The sequence below is a fragment of the Niastella sp. sgz303648 genome (genome assembly GCF_059587045.1).
On the sequence record NZ_JCAPSW010000021.1, the window covers coordinates 114,729 to 135,532 of the forward strand.

The window sequence follows — 20,804 nt, forward strand, 5'->3', positions numbered from 1 at the left end:
CCCTTGTATCATGTAACCTGAAACCTGCAACTGATGCCCGGTACTGATAACTGGCAACTTTGTAATTTGTAACTTCCAACATATGAAACGTTTCCACTGGGTTTGGCCTGTATGCCTGCTGATGGGCTGCAAATTGAGCCCCGAAAACAAATACGCTATCATCATTCGCAATGGAATGATCTACGATGGCAATGGCAAAATGCCTTACAAGGCAGATATTGCCATTAATGCCGATACCATTGCTTTTATCGGCGATTTAAGCGATGCGCATGCAAAAGAAGTGATTGATGCCAAAGGAATGGCGGTAGCGCCCGGGTTTATAAATATGCTCAGCTGGGCCAATGAATCGCTGATACAGGATGGCCGTTCGCAAAGCGACATCAGGCAGGGTGTTACCCTTGAAGTAATGGGCGAAGGCGAAAGCATGGGGCCGCTTACACCAGCTATGAAAAAAGACATGGAGCAGGGGCAATCGGCCATAAAATATAAAGTAAGCTGGACGACCTTAGGCGAATACCTGAACTTTTTACAGCAGAAAGGCATCTCGTGCAATGTAGCTTCTTTTGTAGGAGCCACTACAGTTCGCCGTTATGTGGTGGGTGAAGATAACCGCGATCCCTCGCCGGCTGAACTCGATAGCATGCGGTTGCTGGTAAAACAGGCCATGGAAGAAGGTGCGATGGGCGTGGGCTCTTCCCTTATTTATCCACCCGCTTTTTTTGCCAAAACCGATGAACTGGTGGCTATGTGCGATGAAGCATCGCGCTATGGCGGCTCCTATATTTCACATATGCGCAGCGAAGGCACGCAATTGTTTGAAGCGGTTGAAGAACTGATTGCCATTGCCAAACGGGCACACATTCATGCAGAGATATACCACCTGAAAGCAGCCGGTAAAAATAACTGGTATAAAATAGATAGCGTGATACACCGCATTGAAAAGGCGCGTGCCGAAGGATTGAACATTACCGCCGATATGTACAATTATATTGCCGGTGGAACTGGGCTTACAGCTACGCTGCCACCCACTTTGCAGGATGGCGGTTTTGGTAAATTGCGCAGCCGTTTGCAGGATGCCGCCATTCGCAAACAAACCATCCGGGATATGGATACGCCCACCGATAAATGGGAGAATTTTTATGTAGCAGCTGGTTCGCCCGACCGTATTTTGCTGGTAGGGTTCAGGCAGGATAGCCTTAAAAAATTCACCGGTAAATCGTTGAATGATATTGCCCATATTCGTGGCACATCGCCCGAAGAAACTGCAATGGACCTGATTGTGCAGGACAGTTCACGCATCGATTGCATTTATTTTTTAATGGATGAAGAAAATATTAAAAAACAACTGCAGTTGCCCTGGGTAAGCTTCGGGTCAGATGAAGGATCATATTCACCCGAAGGCGTTTTTATGAAGTTTAACTGCCATCCGCGGGCCTATGGCAATGTGGCGAAGCTGCTGGCAAAATATGTACGTGATGAAAAAGTAATTTCTTTGTCAGAAGCGGTGCGCAAATTAAGCAAGCTGCCGGCTGATAATTTTCAAATCGTTCGCAGAGGAGCGTTAAAGGCCGGAAATTATGCCGATGTAGTTATTTTTGATGCCGCTGCCGTGCAGGACCACGCTACATTCGACAAACCGCATCAGTTTGCAACCGGCGTAGTACATGTACTGGTGAACGGCGTACCGGTTTTGAAAGATGGCGAACATACCGGAGCCAAACCAGGAAGGTTTGTAAAAGGCCCCGGATATAAAGGTTTATAGTTTATTGTTTGTGGTTTGTAGTTTGTTGTTTGTAGTTGAAGTAATAGGAGGGCTGGAAAATACTTAGGTGGTCTGAATTAAAAGAACCACAAACCATAAACCTCAAACCACAAACTGTATCACCAGTGTATAATCATTAAAATTATTACTATCCAATAATGGAAATTACTATTCGTCGTGCTGTAAAAGAAGATTGTGAAAGGTTACTTGAACTGATTCGTGAACTGGCGTTGTACGAAAAAGCGCCGCAGGAAGTAACTGTTACCATGGATCATTTTGTTGAAAGCGGCTTTGGCCCACATCCTGTTTGGTGGGCTTTTGTTGCCGAAGTTGACGGACAGGTTGAGGGATTTGCCATGTATTACGTCCGCTACAGCACCTGGAAGGGGCAACGCATGTATCTCGAAGATCTGATCGTTACCGAAAAAATGCGCGGCAAAGGCCTTGGCAAATTGCTGTTCGACCAACTGATCGAGGAAGCCCGCGATAAAAAATTCACCGGAATGGTTTGGCAGGTGCTTGAATGGAATGAACCGGCTATTAACTTCTACAAAAAATACAATGCACATTTCGATCCCGAATGGATCAATTGCAGTATCTCTCTTTAAAGTCGGAAAGTCCGGAAGACCGCAAGTCCGAAAGAAGCACAATAATTCTTTCGGACTTTTTCTTATCATGAGCAGTGATTAAATCGCGGCCTTTTCTGACTTCAGACTTCCGACCTCCGACTTGCTATGTTAACAGAATGTAACCACAATCAATATTTCGCCGAATTTGCGTAAATTGTTAAAGTTAAGCAACGCATCAGCCACCAGGGTGATCATTTGCTTTTGAATTATTATTATTGCCCGGTGCTTCAAACCCGGAACATTAATACATCTGTTATCGGTCACATGGAAAAAAGCTCAGTTTTCGATATGAAAATGCTTGTGGCAGGAATTGTTGTGGTTGGTTTTACGCTGGCAGGCTGTAAAAAAAATCATGATGGTGTTAGCGTGGAAGTCAAGAATGACACCACTTTAACATATGCCCGTGACATATACCTGTGGTACAATAACATCCCTTCTTCATTTGATGCCCGCAACTATGCCGATCCCAATAAGGTTATGGAAGCTATTCGCAGCTTCAGCACGGAGCCCGGTTTTTCGGCTCCTGTTGACCGGTGGAGTTTTGCCATGCTGAAATCTCAATGGGATGACCTGAGCAGCGGTATTGGTGGTGATTTTGGATTGAATGTATTTTTCTACACCAGCGACGATCTGCGCGTATCGTATGTTGAGCCCGAATCGCCCGCCGGCAAAGCCGGAATTAAACGCGGCTGGCGCATTAAACAAATCAATGGTAGTTCGGCCATCACATCGTCTAACTCCGCTGCCATTGTACAGGCCGTTTATCAAAGCAGTACAGGCAGTTTTGTATTCGGCCGGCCGAACAGCGGCGATACTACCATGGCCCTGAGATCATCTTCCTATAAAGAGCATCCCCTGTTATTCGATTCGGTGTATAATACCGGAGGCAGTAAAACCGGTTATTTTGTTTTCAATTCTTTTTTGGGCGATACCAATGAAATAAAGAACGAGTTTGTACGCATATTCGATAAGTTCAATACTCAAAATGTACAGGATGTGGTGGTTGATTTGCGGTATAACGGCGGCGGGTATGTGTCTGTACAGAATTTGCTGGCGAATTACCTGGTGCCGGTAGCCGGTAATAATGGCATCATGTTAACCGAACATTTCAATGATAAATACACCTCATCCGACGTTACGGCCACTTTCAATAAAAAGGGCAATCTGAATTTAAGCCGGTTGTTTTTTATTGTTAGTCAAAATACAGCATCGGCCAGTGAATTGCTTATAAATAGTTTAAAACCTTATATGGGTATTCAACTGGTTGGTCCTAATCATACACATGGAAAACCGGTTGGTTTTTACCCAATTCCGGTATTTGACTGGTATATTTTCCCCGTATCGTTCCGCACTGTAAATAAAAATGGCGAAGGCAATTATTTTAACGGGTTAAGTCTCGATTACCAGATCACCGATGGCCTCGATAAAGAATGGGGCGATGCCGGTGAAAGTTGCCTGTCGAGCGTGCTGCATTATATCAGCAGCGGTAGTTATGCCCGCATGGCCGTTACGCCTCAACAACGGGCCGGCTTAACCGAGGAAGTGCAAAATTCCAACACACAATTAGGAAAGCTGAAGTTTAAGGGAGCTGTAGTCAATAGGCAATAAGCAATTGGCAATATGCAATTAATCCGCGGCAGACTTTGCCTATTGTCTATTGCTTATTGCTAATTGGTTTGCCGCAATGCTTCTTACTTTTCTTAGGTGAAATGGCTACCGGCTTGGTAGTAGCAGCGGCGCTGTCGTTGCTGATATTTTTTTGGCGCAATTGTTTTTGTTGCCAGGCATCGGCTTTTCCTGCTTCCTCTACCTTTTTTTTCACATCCTGCGCCTGTATTTGTGAGCAAACGATCAGCAGTAATGAAAGTATGATGGCGGGTTTCATGTTTATCTTTTATTGTATATCTGTAAGATAACAAAAAAATAAGGGTTGTAGACCGGCTTATCGTCGGTAGCGTTATTGTCGCCTGTATTTAACAAAACCGAAAGGGGTAGGCCTGCTTTATATGAGCAAGGGGTAAGCTTCCTTTCAAAATGCCTTTCATAGTGTGACCCACCCGGCCTTTTTAGGGCATTTAACAAATAAGCAAGGGTGGGTTGCCTTGCAGCGATACCCACCCTTGCTTATTTAAATTATTTACTCTTTGACTGTTTGCCTCGATACTTTTTAATTCACACCGTCGGTTGTAACTTTTTTATCGATTTTGGCAATTAAACCCTGCAACACCTTTCCGGGGCCGCATTCGGTAAAATGCGTACCGCCATCGGTGATCATGGTTTTGATGCTCTGCGTCCACTTAACCGGACTGGTTAACTGATCGATCAGATTTTGTTTAATATCTTCCTTATTTCCAACTGCTTTGGCTACCACGTTCTGATAAACAGGGCAGTTGGGGTGATAAAATGTAGTAGCATCAATGGCTTTCGATAATTCGGTTTTGGCCGGTTCCATTAAAGGCGAGTGAAAAGCACCGCTTACAGGCAATACGAGGGCGCGTTTGGCGCCGGCTGCTTTCAAACGTTCAATGGCCAGTTCAATTCCTTTTATTGTTCCACTAATTACCAGCTGGCCCGGACAATTATAATTGGCCGGTACAACAATTTCATCGGTTTCGTCCTGAATTGCGGCACAGATCTCTTCAACCTTTGCATCTTCGAGTCCGAGTACGGCAGCCATGGTCGACGGATTTGTTTCACAGGCTTTTTGCATGGCCTGAGCCCTGATGCTCACCAGTTTCAAACCATCTTCGAAGCTCAATACCCCGTTGGCAACCAGCGCCGAAAACTCGCCTAACGAATGTCCTGCGACCATTTCAGGCCTGGCATTATCGATACCCTTAAATGCAATTACCGAATGAAGAAATATGGCGGGCTGTGTTACCCTGGTTTGTTTCAGATCTTCGTCATTGCCACTGAACATGATATCCGAAATACGGAACCCCATAATTTCATTCGCCTGTTCAAAAAGTCTTTTCGCAAATGCGCTGTTTTCATAGTGTTCTTTTCCCATCCCCGGAAACTGAGATCCCTGCCCCGGGAACACAAAAGCATGTGTCATAATCTAAGAGGGGTTTAAAAAACAAAAATGCCACAAAGTGTTTAACTAACCAAATAATAAGAAGTCCGGAAGGTCAGTAAGAAGTCCAAAAGTCAGTAAAGTCGGAAAGTCCGAAAGAGTTTTGCTGCTAGGTAAGCGTCTTTCGGACTTTCGGCTATCCCGACTTTCGGACTGTATTAATGTAATCGTGAGGAGATCAGTTTCGTGAACTCACTGCGGGTTTCGTTTTTTTCAAATTCGCCCCAGAAGGCAGAAGTGGTTGTTACTGAGTTTTGTTTTTGCACTCCGCGCATCATCATGCACAGGTGCGATGCTTCAATAACTACTGCAACGCCCAGAGGCTGCAATGTTTCTTTAATGGCATCAAGTATTTGGGTAGTTAACCTTTCCTGCACCTGCAGGCGGCGGGCATACACATCAACCACGCGGGCAAGTTTGCTAAGACCGGTGATGTACCCGTTGGGTATGTAGGCAATATGCGCCTTGCCAAAAAAAGGCAGAATATGATGCTCGCACATACTATACAACTCAATGTCCTTTACCAGGATCATTTCGCTTACGTTTTCTTTAAACTTGGCCGAATTTAAAATGGCTTTGGCATCCATATCATAGCCATGGGTCATGTATTGCATTGCTTTTGCAATACGTTCGGGCGTTTTTAAAAGGCCCTCGCGCTCAGGATTTTCACCGAGCAATGTCAGCGCTTCGCGGTAATGGTGCGCGAGCCCCGACATTATTTTATCTTCATAGTGTTCTACTTTTTTGTAGGCCATTTCCGATGTTTTAGTTAAAAAAAATTCAAACAGGGTATTCTACAAAATTCCTTTCTGTTTCATATAAGCGAACCTGTAAATCGAGCTGTGCATCAATTTGTTCGCGCAGCAATTCGTAAATCACCACGCAAATATTTTCTGCCGTTGGATTTAGTTTTTTAAAATATTCCGTATCTAAATTCAGGTTCCTGTGATCAAATTTTTCAAGCACATGATCCCTGATCAGGTCGCTTAATATTTTCATGTCTATCACAAATCCTGTTTCGGGATCGGGCACTCCGGTTACTTTAACCACCAGTTCGTAATTATGACCGTGAAAGCTGGGATTGTTGCATTTACCAAACACAGCATCATTTTTAGCCATATCCCAGGCAGGATTGTATAAGCGGTGCGCCGCATTAAAGTGTTCCCTTCGGAAAACAGCTACTTTTTTGCTCATCTTGTTCAAAATACAAAGTAATTACTCTTTAAATTGATAATTGGTCACCAGGCCGACAATCACTTTTGCCGATATACTGGTACCGCGCGAGCGCGGTAAGGGAATCTGATTAAGTTGCCGGTTGTTTACAGCCAGCCAAAATGGCAAAAATATAACAGGCTGCTCAGGAGTTTGTTTGGATATGCCTGTTTTAGCACCTATTCGCCAAAATACTCCACAAATATCCGCGGCGTTTCGTACAGTTTTATTGCGTGCAACTGTACCGCTGAAGGCAAATGAGGCTGCAATTGTTGCCAGATGGCAATCGCCAGATTTTCGGTTGAACAAAGCTGGTCCTTCATAAAAGGAACATCCAAGTTAAGGTTTTTATGGTCTAATTGCTCAATAACATATTGATTAATAATTCCGCTGAGTTCTTTTACATCAAATACAAAACCGGTATCGGGGTTCGGCCGCCCTTTTACGGTTACATATAGTTCGTAATTATGTCCGTGCCAGTTTTGGTTGGCGCATTTTCCAAATACGGTTTCGTTTTGCTCCTTGCTCCAGTTCGGGTTATACAGTTTATGGGCAGCATTAAAATGTTCAACACGAGTCAGATACACCATTGTTATCCTGAAAATTTGGCGCAAAGTTAAGCTATGCGCCTTAAAAGAGTAAAATAATAGCAGACACAGCTTACAAGTTGCCAGTTACCAGGTACCAGTTTCCTGATACCGGGAACCTGGTACCTGGTAACCGGTAACCGGAAACCTTTAGCTTTGCGTCATGTATATTTTACTAACGGCAGCTACAAACTTTGAAATTCAGCCTGCTATCAATTTTCTGGCAGAGCACGATCGGTTGACAGGAAATAACGAAACAGATGTTCTGATCACGGGTATAGGCAGTATGAGTACCGCCTACTGGATAACAAAAGCCATTGATAAACGCCGGCCCGATTTAATGATACAGGCCGGTGTGGCCGGAAGCTATAGTGATGATTATTTGCCCGGCAGCCTGGTATTGGTAAAGGAAGAAGTAACCGGCGACCTGGGCGTTGAAGAAAATGGCGAATTTAAAGATGTGTTTGATATGGGGCTTCCGCAGATTACCGATCCTTACACCGGAAAAAAACTGGTAAATCCTGATGCAAAACTCCTCAGCCGGTACAATTTGCCATTGGTATCGGCGATAACCATTAATGAAATCACTACACGAACCAGCCGCATACAGCAATTGCAACAAAAATACCAGCCGGTTGTTGAGTCAATGGAAGGTGCAGCCTTTCATTACATAGCATTGACAGAAAAAATTCCTTTTATACAATTGCGCGCCGTTTCGAACAAAGTAGGTGAGCGCGATAAGTCGAAGTGGAAGATGAAAGAAGCTATTCATTTGCTCAATGAGAAGCTGATTGAAGTTTTAAGTTCTGAGTTCTATGTTCTGAGTTCCCTGAAACCTGGAACCTGAAACTTGTAACATGGAGCCCGGAACCTGAATCTTGTTCCCTGAGACTTATGCCTTGTTTCTTGTGCCTTGAACCTTGAATCTTAATAAATATGACATTAACGCTTGGTTTTTCTCCCTGCCCAAACGATACGTTTATTTTCGATGCGCTGATAAATAAAAAAATCGATACCGAAGGTTTGGAAGTAGAGCCTGTACTGGGAGATGTTCAAACACTCAACGAATGGGCCCTGCAGGGAAAGCTGGATATTAGTAAGATCAGTTACGGCGTATTGCCGCTGTTATCTGATAAATATATTGTATTAAATGCCGGCGGCGCATTGGGAAAAGGGGTAGGGCCGTTGTTAATAACGAAGCATGATTTAGGAAGTAAGAAGTATGAAGAAATGGTGAACGAGGTGAATACCATGACCATTGCCATTCCCGGTGAGCATACTACCGCACATATGTTGTTTTCGCTGGCCTTTCCACAGGCAACGAAAAAAAAGTTCATGGTATTTTCTGCCATTGAAGATGCCGTGTTAAACTTAGAAGTTGATGCTGGAGTGATCATTCACGAAAACAGGTTTACTTATCAGCAAAAAGGATTGCACAAACTAATGGATCTGGGTACGTACTGGGAACAACAAACCGGCAACCCGATACCATTGGGCGGCATTGTAATGAAAAAAACATTCAACAGTGACTTGCAGCAGCAGGTTGACCGGTTAATTAAACGAAGCCTTGAATATGCATTTGCCAGGTATCCGCTGATAACCGATTATGTAAAACAGCACTCACAGGAAATGAGCGAACAGGTTATGCGGCAGCACATCGATCTGTATGTTAATAATTATTCTCTGCAACTGGGCGAAGATGGAAAAGCGGCCGTTCGCACGTTTTTGGATATATATGAAACATTAAAGCACACAAAATCGCAGAAAGAAGCAATATTTCTGAAGTCCGAAGTCTGAAGTCTGAAGTCGGAAGTCTGAAGTCTGAAGTCGGATGTCGGATGTCTGAAAAGACAGATGAGTTATACAATTCGGGTTCTTCTGACTTCTGACCTCTGACTTCTGACTTCGGATTTTAAAATATTTTCCTTCGAAGGCTTTATATTTGAGCCCCCAAAGTTTAATCCGGTATACCCTTTGCAGAAATACAGAAATGCGTTTTGATCGTGGCCTGATGTAGTATTAAAAATGCTAATGCCGTTCTGTAAAAGACATTTTATGAAAAAAGTTTCCCTTGGTTTAGTACTTGCAACTTTATTTTCCTGTGGTAGCGTTATCAACAGGGGTAAAGGCAAAACTTATTTCGCCGATTTGCTGAAAGATGTGGATAAAGTTCGCCTGATCTTTTTCAACCATGGCGATACCCTCTCCGAAACCATTACCGATCAACCGGAAATAAATATCTACAAAGAATTAATAAACGGCAAGCGCGATCCCAAACAAAAGGTCAAATGCGATTCAACCGGACAAATTCTATTTCTGAATAAAGAAGAAATTATTCTGAATGCCTGGTTTTCTTCACCGGCTTCGGGCAGTAAATACGAAAAAGCCTGTGTGTCTTATTCCGTAGATCCCGATCATTACGGCACCCCGCTTACCTTCAAATCGGGCAGGGATATCGACGATTATTATTTTAAGTTAAGAAGCACCGCTAATCGCATGGCGGCTGAACGGCAGTAATACTGAAGTCAGAAGTCAGAAGTCAGAAGTCTGAAGTCAGAAGCCCGAAGTCTGAAGATCGCAATCAGAAGTCAGAAGTATGATATAAGGATTGGTGGTGTTTGCTCATCAACGTCTTCTGTGACCTCCGACATCTGACTTCAATGAATTCTTACTATATTCGCTCCCCCGAAAGCTATCGGGTCAATTTTTTCTGCATGCTGCCCACTCACTACCAGCCTCTGCCACAGTAAATCCGCTTAACGCGATTTCCATTTTATTAAATACTGATTTTTAAAATTAATCGTTATGCAACCTTTTCCTGTTGTGTGTTCCACGCTGTCGGCAACACATCTTGGCCAGTTTGTGCAGCAACAATACCAGCTTAGCCCCGGTACAACCTGCCGGTTATTAAGGGCGGCTATCAATCACGCTTATCTTGTTACAGATGGCGCAAACAAATATGTGTTCAGGGTATACAGCTTACACTGGCGCTCGCACAAAGAAATATCAGAAGAAATCAAACTGCTGCAGTTACTGCATGAAAACGGTATCCCTGTTTCGTATGCCTTACCTGCTCCTGATGGAAATTACATACAGGAAATTCATGCTCCCGAGGGTGTCAGATACGGGTTATTGTTTTCGTATGCCAAAGGCGAAAAGCAACTGAGCTTTCCCGAAGCCCTTCATTACAAGATAGGGACCATCATGGCAAAAATGCACCAGCTTACCCAGCATGTACAACTACAGCGGGTGCAGTACAATCCACAGGTGCTGCTGATCGATTCGTTTGAAATGGTAAAAAATTATATTTCTGTTGAAACGGAAGAAATGCGCTTTATGCAGAAAGTGCAAACTTTTTTGTTGCAGCAGTATGCTAATGTTGATGATAATGTAATGCGCAAAGGCGTTATACACCTCGATATTTGGTTCGATAACCTGAATATTTACAACAACAGCGAAATAACCATCTTTGATTTTGATTTTTGCGGCAACGGCTGGGTGTTGCACGATATAGCCTATTATATGCTGCAGGTGTTCAATACCGAGCGGGAAGAGGATCAATACCTAAGTAAACTGAACAGCTTTTATGAAGGGTATGAATCTGTTACGCTTATTCCTGATAAAGAAAAACAATTTCTTCCCATAGCAGCTGTAAGTATTTATTTGTTTTACCTCGGCGTTCAATGCCAGCGGTTCGAAAACTGGACAAACACCTTTTTAAATGAAACTTATCTGAAGCGGTATATAAACCTGTTGGTTAAGAAACTGTATGATTATCATAAGCTGCCTGCGGTTGAGGAATAGTTCGTGCTCCCGATAGCTTTCGGTAGCACTATGGTGCAAAATCACCTGGTGTCTATTCTTTCTGCAACGCCTTTTTATACACCTCCAAACAACGCTTCCGGGCCAGATCATGATCAACAATGGGAGCAGGGTAGGTTAATTCATTCAGTTCGGGTACCCATTTATGTATGTATTTAAGTTGGGGATCGAATTTTTTGGTTTGCAAATACGGATTGAAAATTCTGAAATACGGCGCTGCATCACAACCACAGCCTGCGGCCCATTGCCAGTTGCCATTGTTGCTGGCCAGTTCATAATCTAACAATTTTTCAGCAAAATAGGCTTCGCCCCAGCGCCAGTCGATCAGTAAATGTTTTGTCAGAAAACTGGCGGTGATCATGCGCACGCGGTTGTGCATAAAACCGGTGGCATTCAGCTCGCGCATTCCGGCATCAACGATGGGGTAGCCGGTATGGCCGGTACACCAGCGTTCAAACTCATCTTCATGATTGCGCCATTGTATAAAATCGTATTCGGGTTTAAAGGCCTGGCCTTTACCTACGTGTGGAAAATGCCAGAGTATCATTTGAAAAAACTCGCGCCAGATCAATTCATTCAAATAAACTTCGCTTAGTTTTTGTGCTTTGGTTGCCAGTTGCCTTATGCTGATGGTGCCAAAACGCAGATGCACACCTAAACGGCTGGTACCCTCAACGGCCGGATAATCTCTTTGTTTTTCGTATTGCTTAATTAATGCATTGTTCAGGTTGGGGTTGGGAAAATTGTCGTCGGTTTTTATAAAGCCAATGGATGAAAGAGAAGGAAATTCGCTTGCCGACTGCTGATAAAAATTACCGAAGTATTGTTCTGCAGGATAAGCTTTCAGATAAAAATCATTTAACGTGGCTTTCCATTTTTTACTGTACGGGGTGAAAACAGTATAGGGTTTGCCATCATCTTTTAAAACTTCGTTCTTTTCAAAAATTACCTGGTCTTTAAATGTGTGAAAGCTGATACTCTTTTCTTTTAAAAATTTTTCTATCAAAGCATCCCGTTCCAGCGCATAGGGTTCATAATCGTGATTGGTAAATACTTTTTCAATTTTATATTGTTGTACCAGTTGCTCAAATGCCTGTAACGGCGTGCCATGAAATATCTGCAGCGCAGCGTTTACACCAGATAGTTGTTGCTGCAACTTATTTAAGGCTGCGTGAATAAATGTTACCCGCCGATCGGCCTTATTGGGCAGCTGATCTAAAATACTGGTATCGAAAATGAAAACCGGCAATACGGGGTTATTGCTTTTTAAGGCATGGTAAAGGCCGGCATTGTCGGTTAATCGCAAATCGCGTCGAAACCAGAATATATTGATAGGTTCTATGCTTGTGGTTTTGGCGAAGGTAAGAACGGGCGGCTCTCTTAGCGACTGCTTTTTACAAACTGATTGTACAATTTGACAATTAATTGATTGGAGTAAAGTTTGTTACCAAACTGATGCACCCATCGTATGCCATAAAGGGCGTTGGTTAAAAATACCTCATCAGCCGCCCAAAGTTCATCGGGCGCACAAAGTTTTTCCTGAATGGTAAAACCTGATTTGGGAAGTTCGCTTAATAAGTATTTTCTCATTACACCGGCTACACAGCCTTCGGACAATGGCGGTGTAAAAATGGAGTCTTTCTGTATCCAAAAAATGTTGGCAATGGTAGCATCGCAAATACGGCCGTGGGTATTGAGCACCAGGCAATCGTTTAGCTGTTGTTTTTGGGCATGCAATGCCGCCATAACATAGGGCAGGTAATTGTTCGATTTCAGGTTGCACAGAATATCACAACTTTTTTGCACTTCGGCATACACATCGATGTTGAAGCCTGTTTCGTTCAGGGTCATGTAGTTTTCGGCTAAAGGATCTACCTGAATCAACACAGATGCGTATTGACTGTCGGTTGTATACAAGGTGCCATTTCCACGGAATACTGTTACTCTTACACGTGCTGTATGCTGACTATTATTGTGGCGGCATAGTTCAATAATGGTATTGGCAATATAATCAGGTGTGTACAACCCGGATAATTTCATTTGCAGTACCGATAAGCCCTGCTGTAATCTTTCCATATGCAGTGCAAACAGGGGCATTTCGCCATTCACCACTTTAATGGTTTCAAACAGGCCGTCGCCATATCGCAAACCGCGGTTTTCGGCTGTAATTATTGCTGAGCCAGCCGGTAACAACTCGCCATTAAAGTGAAAGAAATGGTTCATGCGGTGAAGTTCCGGAAAGATGGCAGAAAAGACAAATAAGTGCAGAGGGGGAGGAGGGGTGGTAAATTGGTTCGGGTCAGCGTTGGGTCTGAACAAAGCCACAGCCGGGTCAGGCCCGGGATTTGTTCGCAAATTTGCGAACAAATCCTATAGTGGTCCCAATGCAGTCCCGAAGAAATCCCGAACAAAATGCATTTGCGTAATGTGGAAAACAACGGTACAAAACGCATAAAAAAAGTCCGAAAGCGCATGGCCTCCGGACTTAGTAAATTTTCGATCCTGACTTATTTAGTTCTGTTCGATGATTCCATTTTTAACCGCGTACATTACCAGGCCAGCCATTGATTTGGCGCCGGTTTTGGTTTTGAGCTTGTCGCGAATAGCTTCAACCGTACGGGGGCTAATTTCAACAATATCAGCAATTTCCTTCGTTGTTTTTTCTTCACACATCAGTTTCAGCACCCGGATCTCTTTTTCTGATAAGTTTACGTCTTGCGGGCCGGCTATATCTGTGCGTTTGGTACGCAAGCCGGTAAGCAGGGCCTTGTTGGTAAGCTCATTGAAAAAGAATTCCTGTTCGTAACAGGTTTTAATTGCCTGATAAATGGTTTCTGAATCAGAATTTTTAGTGAGATAGGAGTTAGCACCGATTTCCATTAGCTTGCTGATCATAGAGTGGTCATTATGCATGGAGAGAATAATGACCTTTGCCTCGGGCCGTAGTTTGCGTATCTCCGGAAGTGTTTGAATTCCATCCATTATCGGCATCTGAATGTCGAGCAGGATAATGTCGGGTTCAATGTGGCGGAGAAGATTTAAAAGCTGCATGCCGTTGTCGGCTTCGGCAATCAACTCTACATCCCTTTTGGCTGAGAGCGCTGTACGTACCCCGGCTCTGAACAGGGCATGATCGTCAGCAATGGCTACTTTAATTACGCCTTCGGTGTCAGGTTTTTTCATGCGGGTTGTATTTTTTTAATAAGATAAGGGATTGAAAATGTCTGTAAACATAGTCCAATTTTCGCCCCCTAAAGTCTTAAATTTTCGTGACAAATACTATAGCATTTTTACGAATTTATAGTATTTCAGAATATACGTAAAACTAATCATATGCCGCAACTTTACCATATTTTGGTACTGAATATTTTCGATGCTGTATGAGATATTTACTAATGCCAGGGGTAAATACCGCATAAATAAAATAGGGCAATTGTGCTCTTGTCCACATAGTTATCCACATGTATTTTTGATATGAAGTTGATTGACCAGGATTGGCGACCTGATTTGTTCAAAGTCCTTTAATTCAACCGTCCAAAAGTCATTCTGATATTCTATGAAATCCGGTAAAGTCCAATGTCAATCAACTTTCTTCAGCCTTTGACCATTTAATCAATACAGTCCCTGTAAAAACACGCATTCCACGGTTCTCAATCTGTTCAAACCCTTGAAAACTTCGTACCCATTATCAATTCCTGGGAAAGGCCTGGCTGTTACTGGCTTGTATTAATCCCTACTCTTATGAGATCTGCACATGGATTGCCATTATCCATAACCTGGTTGATCCTTTGAAGTTCACCTGTTGTTGGTTAGAGCTGTGAGTACAAATTTACTATGCCTGTTTTTTTTATTCTGTGCTTATCGGTGCGGCAATAAAAAAGCAGGCATTTTTTTATTAAGGCAAAAGGCTGAACGCAGAACGCTGAATGCAAAACGCAGAACGCAAAACGCTGAACGCTGAATGCAAAACGCTTAAGAATATCCCGCAACATTTTTGACCCGATCCCAAAAGGCCTTTGACTCAAGGTGAATAAGACAGCTTGAATAATGTTTAAACGTTTATATTGTTGCCGGCTGTTGTACTACTATCATCGTTTGTTGTGTCACTCTCTGCAGGGTTCGGAACATTAATCGGCAACCGCGAACAACTGCACTTCGACTACGCTCAGTGCCAACCAACAACATCCTTCGACTTCGCTCAGGATGCTCAGGACAAACCATTCAATTGCTTTTGCATTCTTCTCACCTGATCTTCAAGCTTCTCTGAGGTAAGGTTCTCGCGCATGCTATCGACTTTTATAGGAAAACAGAAGGGGGTTAACTGTTGCGGAAAGGTTATGATGATTTTCGATTGCTGTACCCGTTCGAGCATATTGCGCAACCGCACTTCTTCCATTTGCTGATCAAATACCTCCTGGTACGATTGTCGTAATAATAAATTGTTGGGCTCATACTCCGAAAACACATTGAACAACAAGGAGGCCGATGATTGCAGGTGGCGCGCCTTTTTTTGTTCGCCGGGATATCCCTGAAATATCAAACCGCCGATCACAGCAATATCCCTGAATTTACGTTTGGCCATTTCGGTGGCATTTGCGCTGCGTTGTATGTCGGCCAGTAAATTATCGGCACTAAACAGTTCGTATACGTTGGTATCATCAACGGGTATGGGCCGGTCGCTGAGCAATTCAAACCCATAATCGTTCATGGCAAATGAAAAGGTAATGGGTGTTATTTTGCTGATGCGCCAGGCCAGTATGGCGGCCATAGCTTCATGCACCAGCCGTCCTTCGAACGGAAATACAAATAAGTGATAGCCGTCTTTGGTTTCTATTTGTTCAATCAACAGCTCATTGGCTTTGGGTACATGCGATAGTTGTTGCTGCAGATTGAATAGTGGTTGCAGTACCTGTAGCTCAATAGGCAATGGGCAATGAGCAATAGGCAATGGGTCGTCGTATTTCTGATTTCCGACTCCTGACTTCTGACCTCCGACTTCTGAATTCGGGGTTCTTACTTCATTGAATTTCTCACGCAGCTTCTTGCCCAGATTAGCGCTCAGCGGCATGCGCCCACCCTGCCAGCTGGGCACGATCGATTTTTTTGCATTCGATTTGCGAACCAGGGCCGTCATATCTTTAATGGTTACCAGCTCAAGGTTTCGGCCGGCCAGCGTAAACACTTCGCCGGGCGATAAGCGGGTAATAAACCATTCTTCAATAACACCAATAAAACCGCCACTTACGAATTTCACTTTCATCATGGCCTCGCTTACAATGGTGCCTATGTGCATGCGGTGTCGCATGGCAATACGGCGGCTGGTAATTCGGTAAATGCCATCTATAATCTCAACTTTTTTATACTCATCGTATTGTTGCAATGCATTGCCGCCCGATGTAATGAATTGTAATATTTCGTTCCATTCATCTTCTGTCATTTCGCGAAAGCAATACGTTGATTTAATTTCTTCGAAAATATTTTCAGGTATAAAGCCGTCTGATATAGCCAATGTGCTGAGGTATTGGATCAGCACATCAAAACACAGCACCATGGGCTCGCGGCTTTCGATAAAAGTTTCTTCGATGGCATTTTTTAATGCTGCGGCCTCAACCAGTTCGAGTGAGTGTGTGGGTAAGAAATAAATTTTGCTTACATCGCCGGGTCGATGGCCGCTTCGGCCGGCACGCTGTAAAAAGCGGGCAACGCCTTTGGGCGAGCCAACCTGTATAACGGTTTCAACGGGTCTGAAATCAACACCCAGGTCAAGACTGGCAGTACATACCACGGCCTTTAATTTGCCGGAATGCAGTGCATCTTCGACCCATATCCGTAATTCCTGTTCAATGCTGCCGTGATGCAATGCAATAGCGCCTGCAAGGTCGGGCGCTGCTGTAAGCAATGCCTGGTACCATTGCTCGCTCATGCCACGGGTATTAATAAAAATGAGTGTTGTTTGACTATTGTTAAGAATGGGCAGCACTTTATGAATCAGTTTAAGACCCAGATGACCGGCCCAGGGATATTTTTCAATTTCATCGGGGATGATAGATTCGATGACAACGTCTTTACGAATGTTGGCGCGAACCGTCTCCCCCCGGCTGGCCTCCCCCCTTCCCCCTCCGGTGGAGGGGGTGTAGGAATCACTCCGATTAGTTGATACAGGCCCCCCGATGAAAGCGAAGTTTAATGGAGATAACAGTACTTCTTTTGCCTGATCGAGATTGCCTATAGTTGCTGAAATACCCCAAACACGCAGGGGGAACTGTGCCACGGTTTCCCTGGCGTCGGAATTGAACCCTGGCACGGCTTGCTCGCTTCGAATTGCAACCAGACGCGAAACAGCCAGCTCAACCTGTACGCCGCGTTTTGATCCGATGAGTTCGTGCCATTCGTCTACAGCTATGATCTTTAATTTTTCAAAAACGGCAGGATATCCTTTTTGTGCCAGCAGCAGATGTAAACTTTCGGGCGTAATAATTAATATTTCGGGCATGTGGCGTTTCTGTCGCTGGCGTTCGCTGATATCGGTATCGCCGTTGCGGATGCCTATTTTCCAGCTCATGCCTAATTCGGCAATCACTTCCTCCATAGCCCGGCCGATATCTTTTGCCAGGGCACGCAGGGGCGAGATCCATAATAATTGTAAGCCACTATTTGATTTCGATTTCCAGTTATGGGGATGGTGATTGATGAAATCGATAACAGCGCCCAAGAAAACCGAAAAAGTTTTGCCACAGCCTGTGGGGGCATTTACAAGTCCGCTTTTGCCGGTAGCGATGTGCTGCCAGGTTTCTTCCTGAAATTCAAAAGGATGCAGGCCCTTGTTAGCCAGCCACTCATAAATAATCCTGTATCCGGTTGTAGTTTGAATCCTCATATTCTCCCCGGGCTTTCAACAACCTGTTGGGGTGTTGATCGCCTGTTCCTTTGCGGGGTAATTTAGTAAAAAAAGAAGAACCATCTGCACGTGGCAGATGGCTCTTCAAAACACAGGTGTTATCAATTTATATTTTTACCAATCGTACAGTTGCGAAGTGCTTGCCTTGTTTCACTTCGAGTATGTACTGGCCTTGCATCCATGCTTCTCCGATCCTGATTGTTGCTCCCGGTGTACCTCTTACTGTTTGAATTTGTTTGCCTGTGATGTCGTACACCTTCATTTCATAAGCGTCGTTCGAGTTGCTCTTCACCAAAATTGTGAAGTCAATTTCAGCCGGGTTACCGAGTACTTTCACCGCAAACTGATCGGGTGGGATGATAACAGCAGGTGCCGTTGTGGGATCAGTTGTTCTTGCAGTTGTTGTATTACCGCTGTTTAACGTGCTGCCATGAACCAGTAGATTTCCTCCTCCCAAAGTTTGCTGAACGGTGCTGCTGCCATTCCAGTTGCTGCTGAACCAAACACCACCTGATTTATTGTATACTACTATGCCTATCATATCGGCGGAACCTGGCTCACCGGCATCTGTCATATTTACCTGCAGTGTTGCATTGCCATCAACTGAAACCGGACTTGTGGGGTTGGTGATATCCTGTATGTTCGCTTTTCCAACAAATGCGGCTGTTGGATAAGGATGGGTAGACGAAACATTGGGGTCAACAGACAGAGTGGTCATGGAATTACCTTTTATCTGATATGTGTGTACAATGCCGCCTTCAGTTCGCCTGATAATGGTGTTAATGGTACCCTGCAGGTTGGTACCGCTCTTGTTGTATTTTACGTTAAAGCCAAAGTTATTTCTTGAACCTATATCACCGGCTTTCAATCCGCTCGGGCTGGTTAAGTTAATGTAACCGCCACCTGTTATGAAGTCACCATTGGGCTGATAAACATTTATCACCTGATTATCGGCGGAAGTGCTTCGGGTGTAATAATTATTCACGATGATACCTACCGTATACTGACCTACTCCATTTACCATCCAGTTATAAACAGCCGTACCTGTTTTGTTATCAGCTGCATTGACCAAACCAACGGGAACGTTGGAGGCAATAATGGTGTTGTTATCGCGGTTGATAAATGTAACGGTTGCATTTCTGATATCGCCGCTGCTATTATCGCCTGCTGCATCGGCAGTGGCGGTAATATCCTGTATAGTGGCGCTCAGGGTAATGACGGCCGTAGTAGAAGTTGCGCTTTGTGTTGCAACGTTCAGTAAACCGGTATAGGTGATGCGGGCATCTTCCTGGTTGATAGTAAGGGCTTTGGTATTATCGGTACTTGAATTATAAGTATCCGGATCTCCTGCAAACGTGGCTATGATTGGCAGGTTATTAACGGGCCCCTGCGTTATAGCTAATTGTGTTGCAGCATTACCGTTTGGATTAACCGTGCTGGCGCCTGCATTCTGTGTACCCAATGTGAAGGTCACTGGTTTATTACCTAATGGTATCCATGTGCCCGGGTTATTGGGATATGCAGGATCCTGTGATACATCATATAATGTAGCTACGAGATTAACCTGGTCAGAATACTGCGTTTTTACATCTCCCTGGTAAACCAGTTTTGTGTTACGTTTATTTACCGTCACCACTGTAGAGCAGACCGATGAATTGCCGGCCGCATCATTTGCTGTCCAGGTAATGGTAGTGGTTCCTTTCTTAATCTGAACACCATTCAGTGTATTTGAACCCGAACCGGTAGTAGCTCCTGTTAGCGTGTAAGTCAGGGAGGTTACTGCGCAATTATCGGTTGCCGTTGTATTAAACTCAGTGCCCGAAATAGTATAGTTGGGACCGGTGGGATCAACAGACCTTGTAGCTGTGCCACCGCCATTGCAGGTTATTACGGGCGCCTGGTTATCTGCTACCACCACATTGAAGCTGCAGCTTACCGGGGTGGTTGAGCCGTCACTGGCGGCCCAGGTCACCGTAGTTGTTCCTTTATTGAATACTACGCCGGTCAATGAAGTGCCCGTTCCTGTGGTGGCTCCGCTCAGCGTGTAAGTGAGTGTACTTACCGTGCAGTTGTCCGTAGCCGTTGCATTGAACTCGTTGCCCACTGCTTTATAGCTACACACTCCTGAGTTTGTGTTGCGGGTGGCAGTACCACTTAGCGGACAGGTAATAACCGGCTGCTGGTTGTCTGTCACATTCACTGTGATGCTGCAGGTGGCAGAATTATTCGATGCGTCTGTTACTGTCCAAACAATGGTGGTAGATCCCTTCGGCAATACTGTGCCTGCCAGAGTATTGGTGTTATTAAAGTTATTCTTTATTGTAGCACCGGAACAGTTGTCACCAAATGTCGGGTTAAACTCATTGCCTGATACTGTATATGTACATACACCAGTATTCGTGTTGCGTGAGAATGGACTACCTGAAACACAGGTTATAACGGGTGTTTCATGATCTTCCACCGTAACGGTTTGAGCACAGGTTGCGGAATTACCTTTTGCATCTTTTACTGTCCAGGTTACAGTAGTTGTTCCCTTATTGAATACATAATTGGTTAAACTGTTCATTCCGCTTGTTGAAGAATTAGCTACTGTAGCGCCGGTTAATGCCCAGGTACGAACAACTACACTACAATTGTCAGTTGCTGTTGGGTCAGGAACCGTAATTACAGCACTGCATAAACCCTGATCGGTATTATGAGTGATGTTGCCTCCATTACAGGAAACAGTTGGCGCGGTATTGTCGGACACAGTTACAGTTGCCGGTGCTGATGCACTGTTGGTGCTGCCATCCGTTGCAGTTAAGGTCACAGTGTTGGG

The 20,804-nt window shown here is 44.2% G+C and carries 17 protein-coding genes; 7 read left to right on the top strand and 10 right to left on the bottom strand.

Annotated elements, in window-relative coordinates; all coding sequences use genetic code 11:
* The first annotated feature begins 82 nt into the window (after positions 1-82).
* The 3 genes from AC59IL_RS34980 (at position 83) to AC59IL_RS34990 (ending at position 3,999) form a co-directional block, all read left to right on the top strand.
* Entirely contained in the window at positions 83-1,762 is a 1,680-nt protein-coding gene (locus AC59IL_RS34980) for an N-acyl-D-amino-acid deacylase family protein (protein WP_496556900.1), read from the top strand.
* Positions 1,763-1,920: 158 nt separating this feature from the next.
* Positions 1,921-2,370, top strand: a complete 450-nt coding sequence (locus AC59IL_RS34985; RefSeq protein WP_496556901.1) for a GNAT family N-acetyltransferase — start codon at positions 1,921-1,923, stop codon at positions 2,368-2,370.
* A 309-nt stretch (positions 2,371-2,679) separates the two neighbouring features.
* Positions 2,680-3,999 (top strand): S41 family peptidase, encoded by a 1,320-nt coding sequence (locus AC59IL_RS34990; protein ID WP_496556902.1) that lies wholly within the window; start codon positions 2,680-2,682, stop codon positions 3,997-3,999.
* A 46-nt stretch (positions 4,000-4,045) separates the two neighbouring features.
* Here AC59IL_RS34990 and AC59IL_RS34995 read toward each other — a convergent pair whose 3' ends face one another.
* The 5 genes from AC59IL_RS34995 to AC59IL_RS35015 form a co-directional block, all read right to left on the bottom strand.
* Positions 4,046-4,276, bottom strand: coding sequence for a hypothetical protein (locus tag AC59IL_RS34995; protein WP_496556903.1), 231 nt, complete (start codon positions 4,274-4,276; stop codon positions 4,046-4,048).
* A 282-nt stretch (positions 4,277-4,558) separates the two neighbouring features.
* Positions 4,559-5,449: an ACP S-malonyltransferase gene (gene fabD, locus AC59IL_RS35000; RefSeq protein WP_496556904.1), complete on the bottom strand. Its 891-nt coding sequence runs from the start codon at positions 5,447-5,449 to the stop codon at positions 4,559-4,561.
* A gap of 176 nt (positions 5,450-5,625) precedes the next feature.
* Positions 5,626-6,222 (bottom strand): GTP cyclohydrolase I FolE, encoded by a 597-nt coding sequence (gene folE / locus AC59IL_RS35005; RefSeq protein WP_496556905.1) that lies wholly within the window; start codon positions 6,220-6,222, stop codon positions 5,626-5,628.
* Between the two features lie 25 nt (positions 6,223-6,247).
* Positions 6,248-6,661 (bottom strand): 6-pyruvoyl trahydropterin synthase family protein, encoded by a 414-nt coding sequence (locus AC59IL_RS35010; protein WP_496556906.1) that lies wholly within the window; start codon positions 6,659-6,661, stop codon positions 6,248-6,250.
* A gap of 197 nt (positions 6,662-6,858) precedes the next feature.
* Complete coding sequence (locus tag AC59IL_RS35015) at positions 6,859-7,269, bottom strand: 6-pyruvoyl trahydropterin synthase family protein (RefSeq protein ID WP_496556907.1); 411 nt, start codon at positions 7,267-7,269, stop codon at positions 6,859-6,861.
* 160 nt (positions 7,270-7,429) lie between these two features.
* Between AC59IL_RS35015 and mqnB the strand changes: the two genes are divergently transcribed.
* The 4 genes from mqnB (at position 7,430) to AC59IL_RS35035 (ending at position 11,070) form a co-directional block, all read left to right on the top strand.
* A complete protein-coding gene (gene mqnB, locus AC59IL_RS35020) occupies positions 7,430-8,113 on the top strand; it encodes a futalosine hydrolase (protein ID WP_496556908.1) in 684 nt (227 codons plus the stop codon).
* Between the two features lie 89 nt (positions 8,114-8,202).
* Positions 8,203-9,063, top strand: a complete 861-nt coding sequence (locus AC59IL_RS35025) for a 1,4-dihydroxy-6-naphtoate synthase (RefSeq protein ID WP_496556909.1) — start codon at positions 8,203-8,205, stop codon at positions 9,061-9,063.
* A gap of 258 nt (positions 9,064-9,321) precedes the next feature.
* Complete coding sequence (locus AC59IL_RS35030) at positions 9,322-9,783, top strand: hypothetical protein (protein ID WP_496556910.1); 462 nt, start codon at positions 9,322-9,324, stop codon at positions 9,781-9,783.
* 288 nt (positions 9,784-10,071) lie between these two features.
* Positions 10,072-11,070, top strand: a complete 999-nt coding sequence (locus AC59IL_RS35035) for a phosphotransferase (RefSeq protein WP_496556911.1) — start codon at positions 10,072-10,074, stop codon at positions 11,068-11,070.
* A gap of 52 nt (positions 11,071-11,122) precedes the next feature.
* Here the strand turns inward: AC59IL_RS35035 and AC59IL_RS35040 are convergent, their stop codons facing one another.
* The 5 genes from AC59IL_RS35040 to AC59IL_RS35060 form a co-directional block, all read right to left on the bottom strand.
* Positions 11,123-12,430 (bottom strand): cryptochrome/photolyase family protein, encoded by a 1,308-nt coding sequence (locus tag AC59IL_RS35040; protein WP_496556917.1) that lies wholly within the window; start codon positions 12,428-12,430, stop codon positions 11,123-11,125.
* A 38-nt stretch (positions 12,431-12,468) separates the two neighbouring features.
* A complete protein-coding gene (gene pabC, locus AC59IL_RS35045; protein ID WP_496556912.1) occupies positions 12,469-13,311 on the bottom strand; it encodes an aminodeoxychorismate lyase in 843 nt (280 codons plus the stop codon).
* A 288-nt stretch (positions 13,312-13,599) separates the two neighbouring features.
* A complete protein-coding gene (locus AC59IL_RS35050; protein WP_496556913.1) occupies positions 13,600-14,271 on the bottom strand; it encodes a response regulator in 672 nt (223 codons plus the stop codon).
* 1,024 nt (positions 14,272-15,295) lie between these two features.
* Positions 15,296-17,965, bottom strand: a complete 2,670-nt coding sequence (locus tag AC59IL_RS35055; RefSeq protein WP_496556914.1) for a ligase-associated DNA damage response DEXH box helicase — start codon at positions 17,963-17,965, stop codon at positions 15,296-15,298.
* 127 nt (positions 17,966-18,092) lie between these two features.
* A partial coding sequence (locus AC59IL_RS35060) for an HYR domain-containing protein (protein WP_496556915.1) occupies positions 18,093-20,804 on the bottom strand: 2,712 nt, incomplete at its 5' end.

What these genes read in the sequence shown, in the direction of transcription:
- AC59IL_RS34980 (WP_496556900.1), top strand. Translation starts at nt 83, where the DNA reads ATGAAACGTTTCCACTGGGTTTGGCCTGTATGCCTGCTGATGGGCTGC.
- AC59IL_RS34985 (WP_496556901.1), top strand. Translation starts at nt 1,921, where the DNA reads ATGGAAATTACTATTCGTCGTGCTGTAAAAGAAGATTGTGAAAGGTTA.
- AC59IL_RS34990 (WP_496556902.1), top strand. Translation starts at nt 2,680, where the DNA reads ATGAAAATGCTTGTGGCAGGAATTGTTGTGGTTGGTTTTACGCTGGCA.
- AC59IL_RS34995 (WP_496556903.1), bottom strand. Translation starts at nt 4,276, where the DNA reads ATGAAACCCGCCATCATACTTTCATTACTGCTGATCGTTTGCTCACAA.
- fabD (WP_496556904.1), bottom strand. Translation starts at nt 5,449, where the DNA reads ATGACACATGCTTTTGTGTTCCCGGGGCAGGGATCTCAGTTTCCGGGG.
- folE (WP_496556905.1), bottom strand. Translation starts at nt 6,222, where the DNA reads ATGGCCTACAAAAAAGTAGAACACTATGAAGATAAAATAATGTCGGGG.
- AC59IL_RS35010 (WP_496556906.1), bottom strand. Translation starts at nt 6,661, where the DNA reads ATGAGCAAAAAAGTAGCTGTTTTCCGAAGGGAACACTTTAATGCGGCG.
- AC59IL_RS35015 (WP_496556907.1), bottom strand. Translation starts at nt 7,269, where the DNA reads ATGGTGTATCTGACTCGTGTTGAACATTTTAATGCTGCCCATAAACTG.
- mqnB (WP_496556908.1), top strand. Translation starts at nt 7,430, where the DNA reads ATGTATATTTTACTAACGGCAGCTACAAACTTTGAAATTCAGCCTGCT.
- AC59IL_RS35025 (WP_496556909.1), top strand. Translation starts at nt 8,203, where the DNA reads ATGACATTAACGCTTGGTTTTTCTCCCTGCCCAAACGATACGTTTATT.
- AC59IL_RS35030 (WP_496556910.1), top strand. Translation starts at nt 9,322, where the DNA reads ATGAAAAAAGTTTCCCTTGGTTTAGTACTTGCAACTTTATTTTCCTGT.
- AC59IL_RS35035 (WP_496556911.1), top strand. Translation starts at nt 10,072, where the DNA reads ATGCAACCTTTTCCTGTTGTGTGTTCCACGCTGTCGGCAACACATCTT.
- pabC (WP_496556912.1), bottom strand. Translation starts at nt 13,311, where the DNA reads ATGAACCATTTCTTTCACTTTAATGGCGAGTTGTTACCGGCTGGCTCA.
- AC59IL_RS35050 (WP_496556913.1), bottom strand. Translation starts at nt 14,271, where the DNA reads ATGAAAAAACCTGACACCGAAGGCGTAATTAAAGTAGCCATTGCTGAC.
- AC59IL_RS35055 (WP_496556914.1), bottom strand. Translation starts at nt 17,965, where the DNA reads ATGAGGATTCAAACTACAACCGGATACAGGATTATTTATGAGTGGCTG.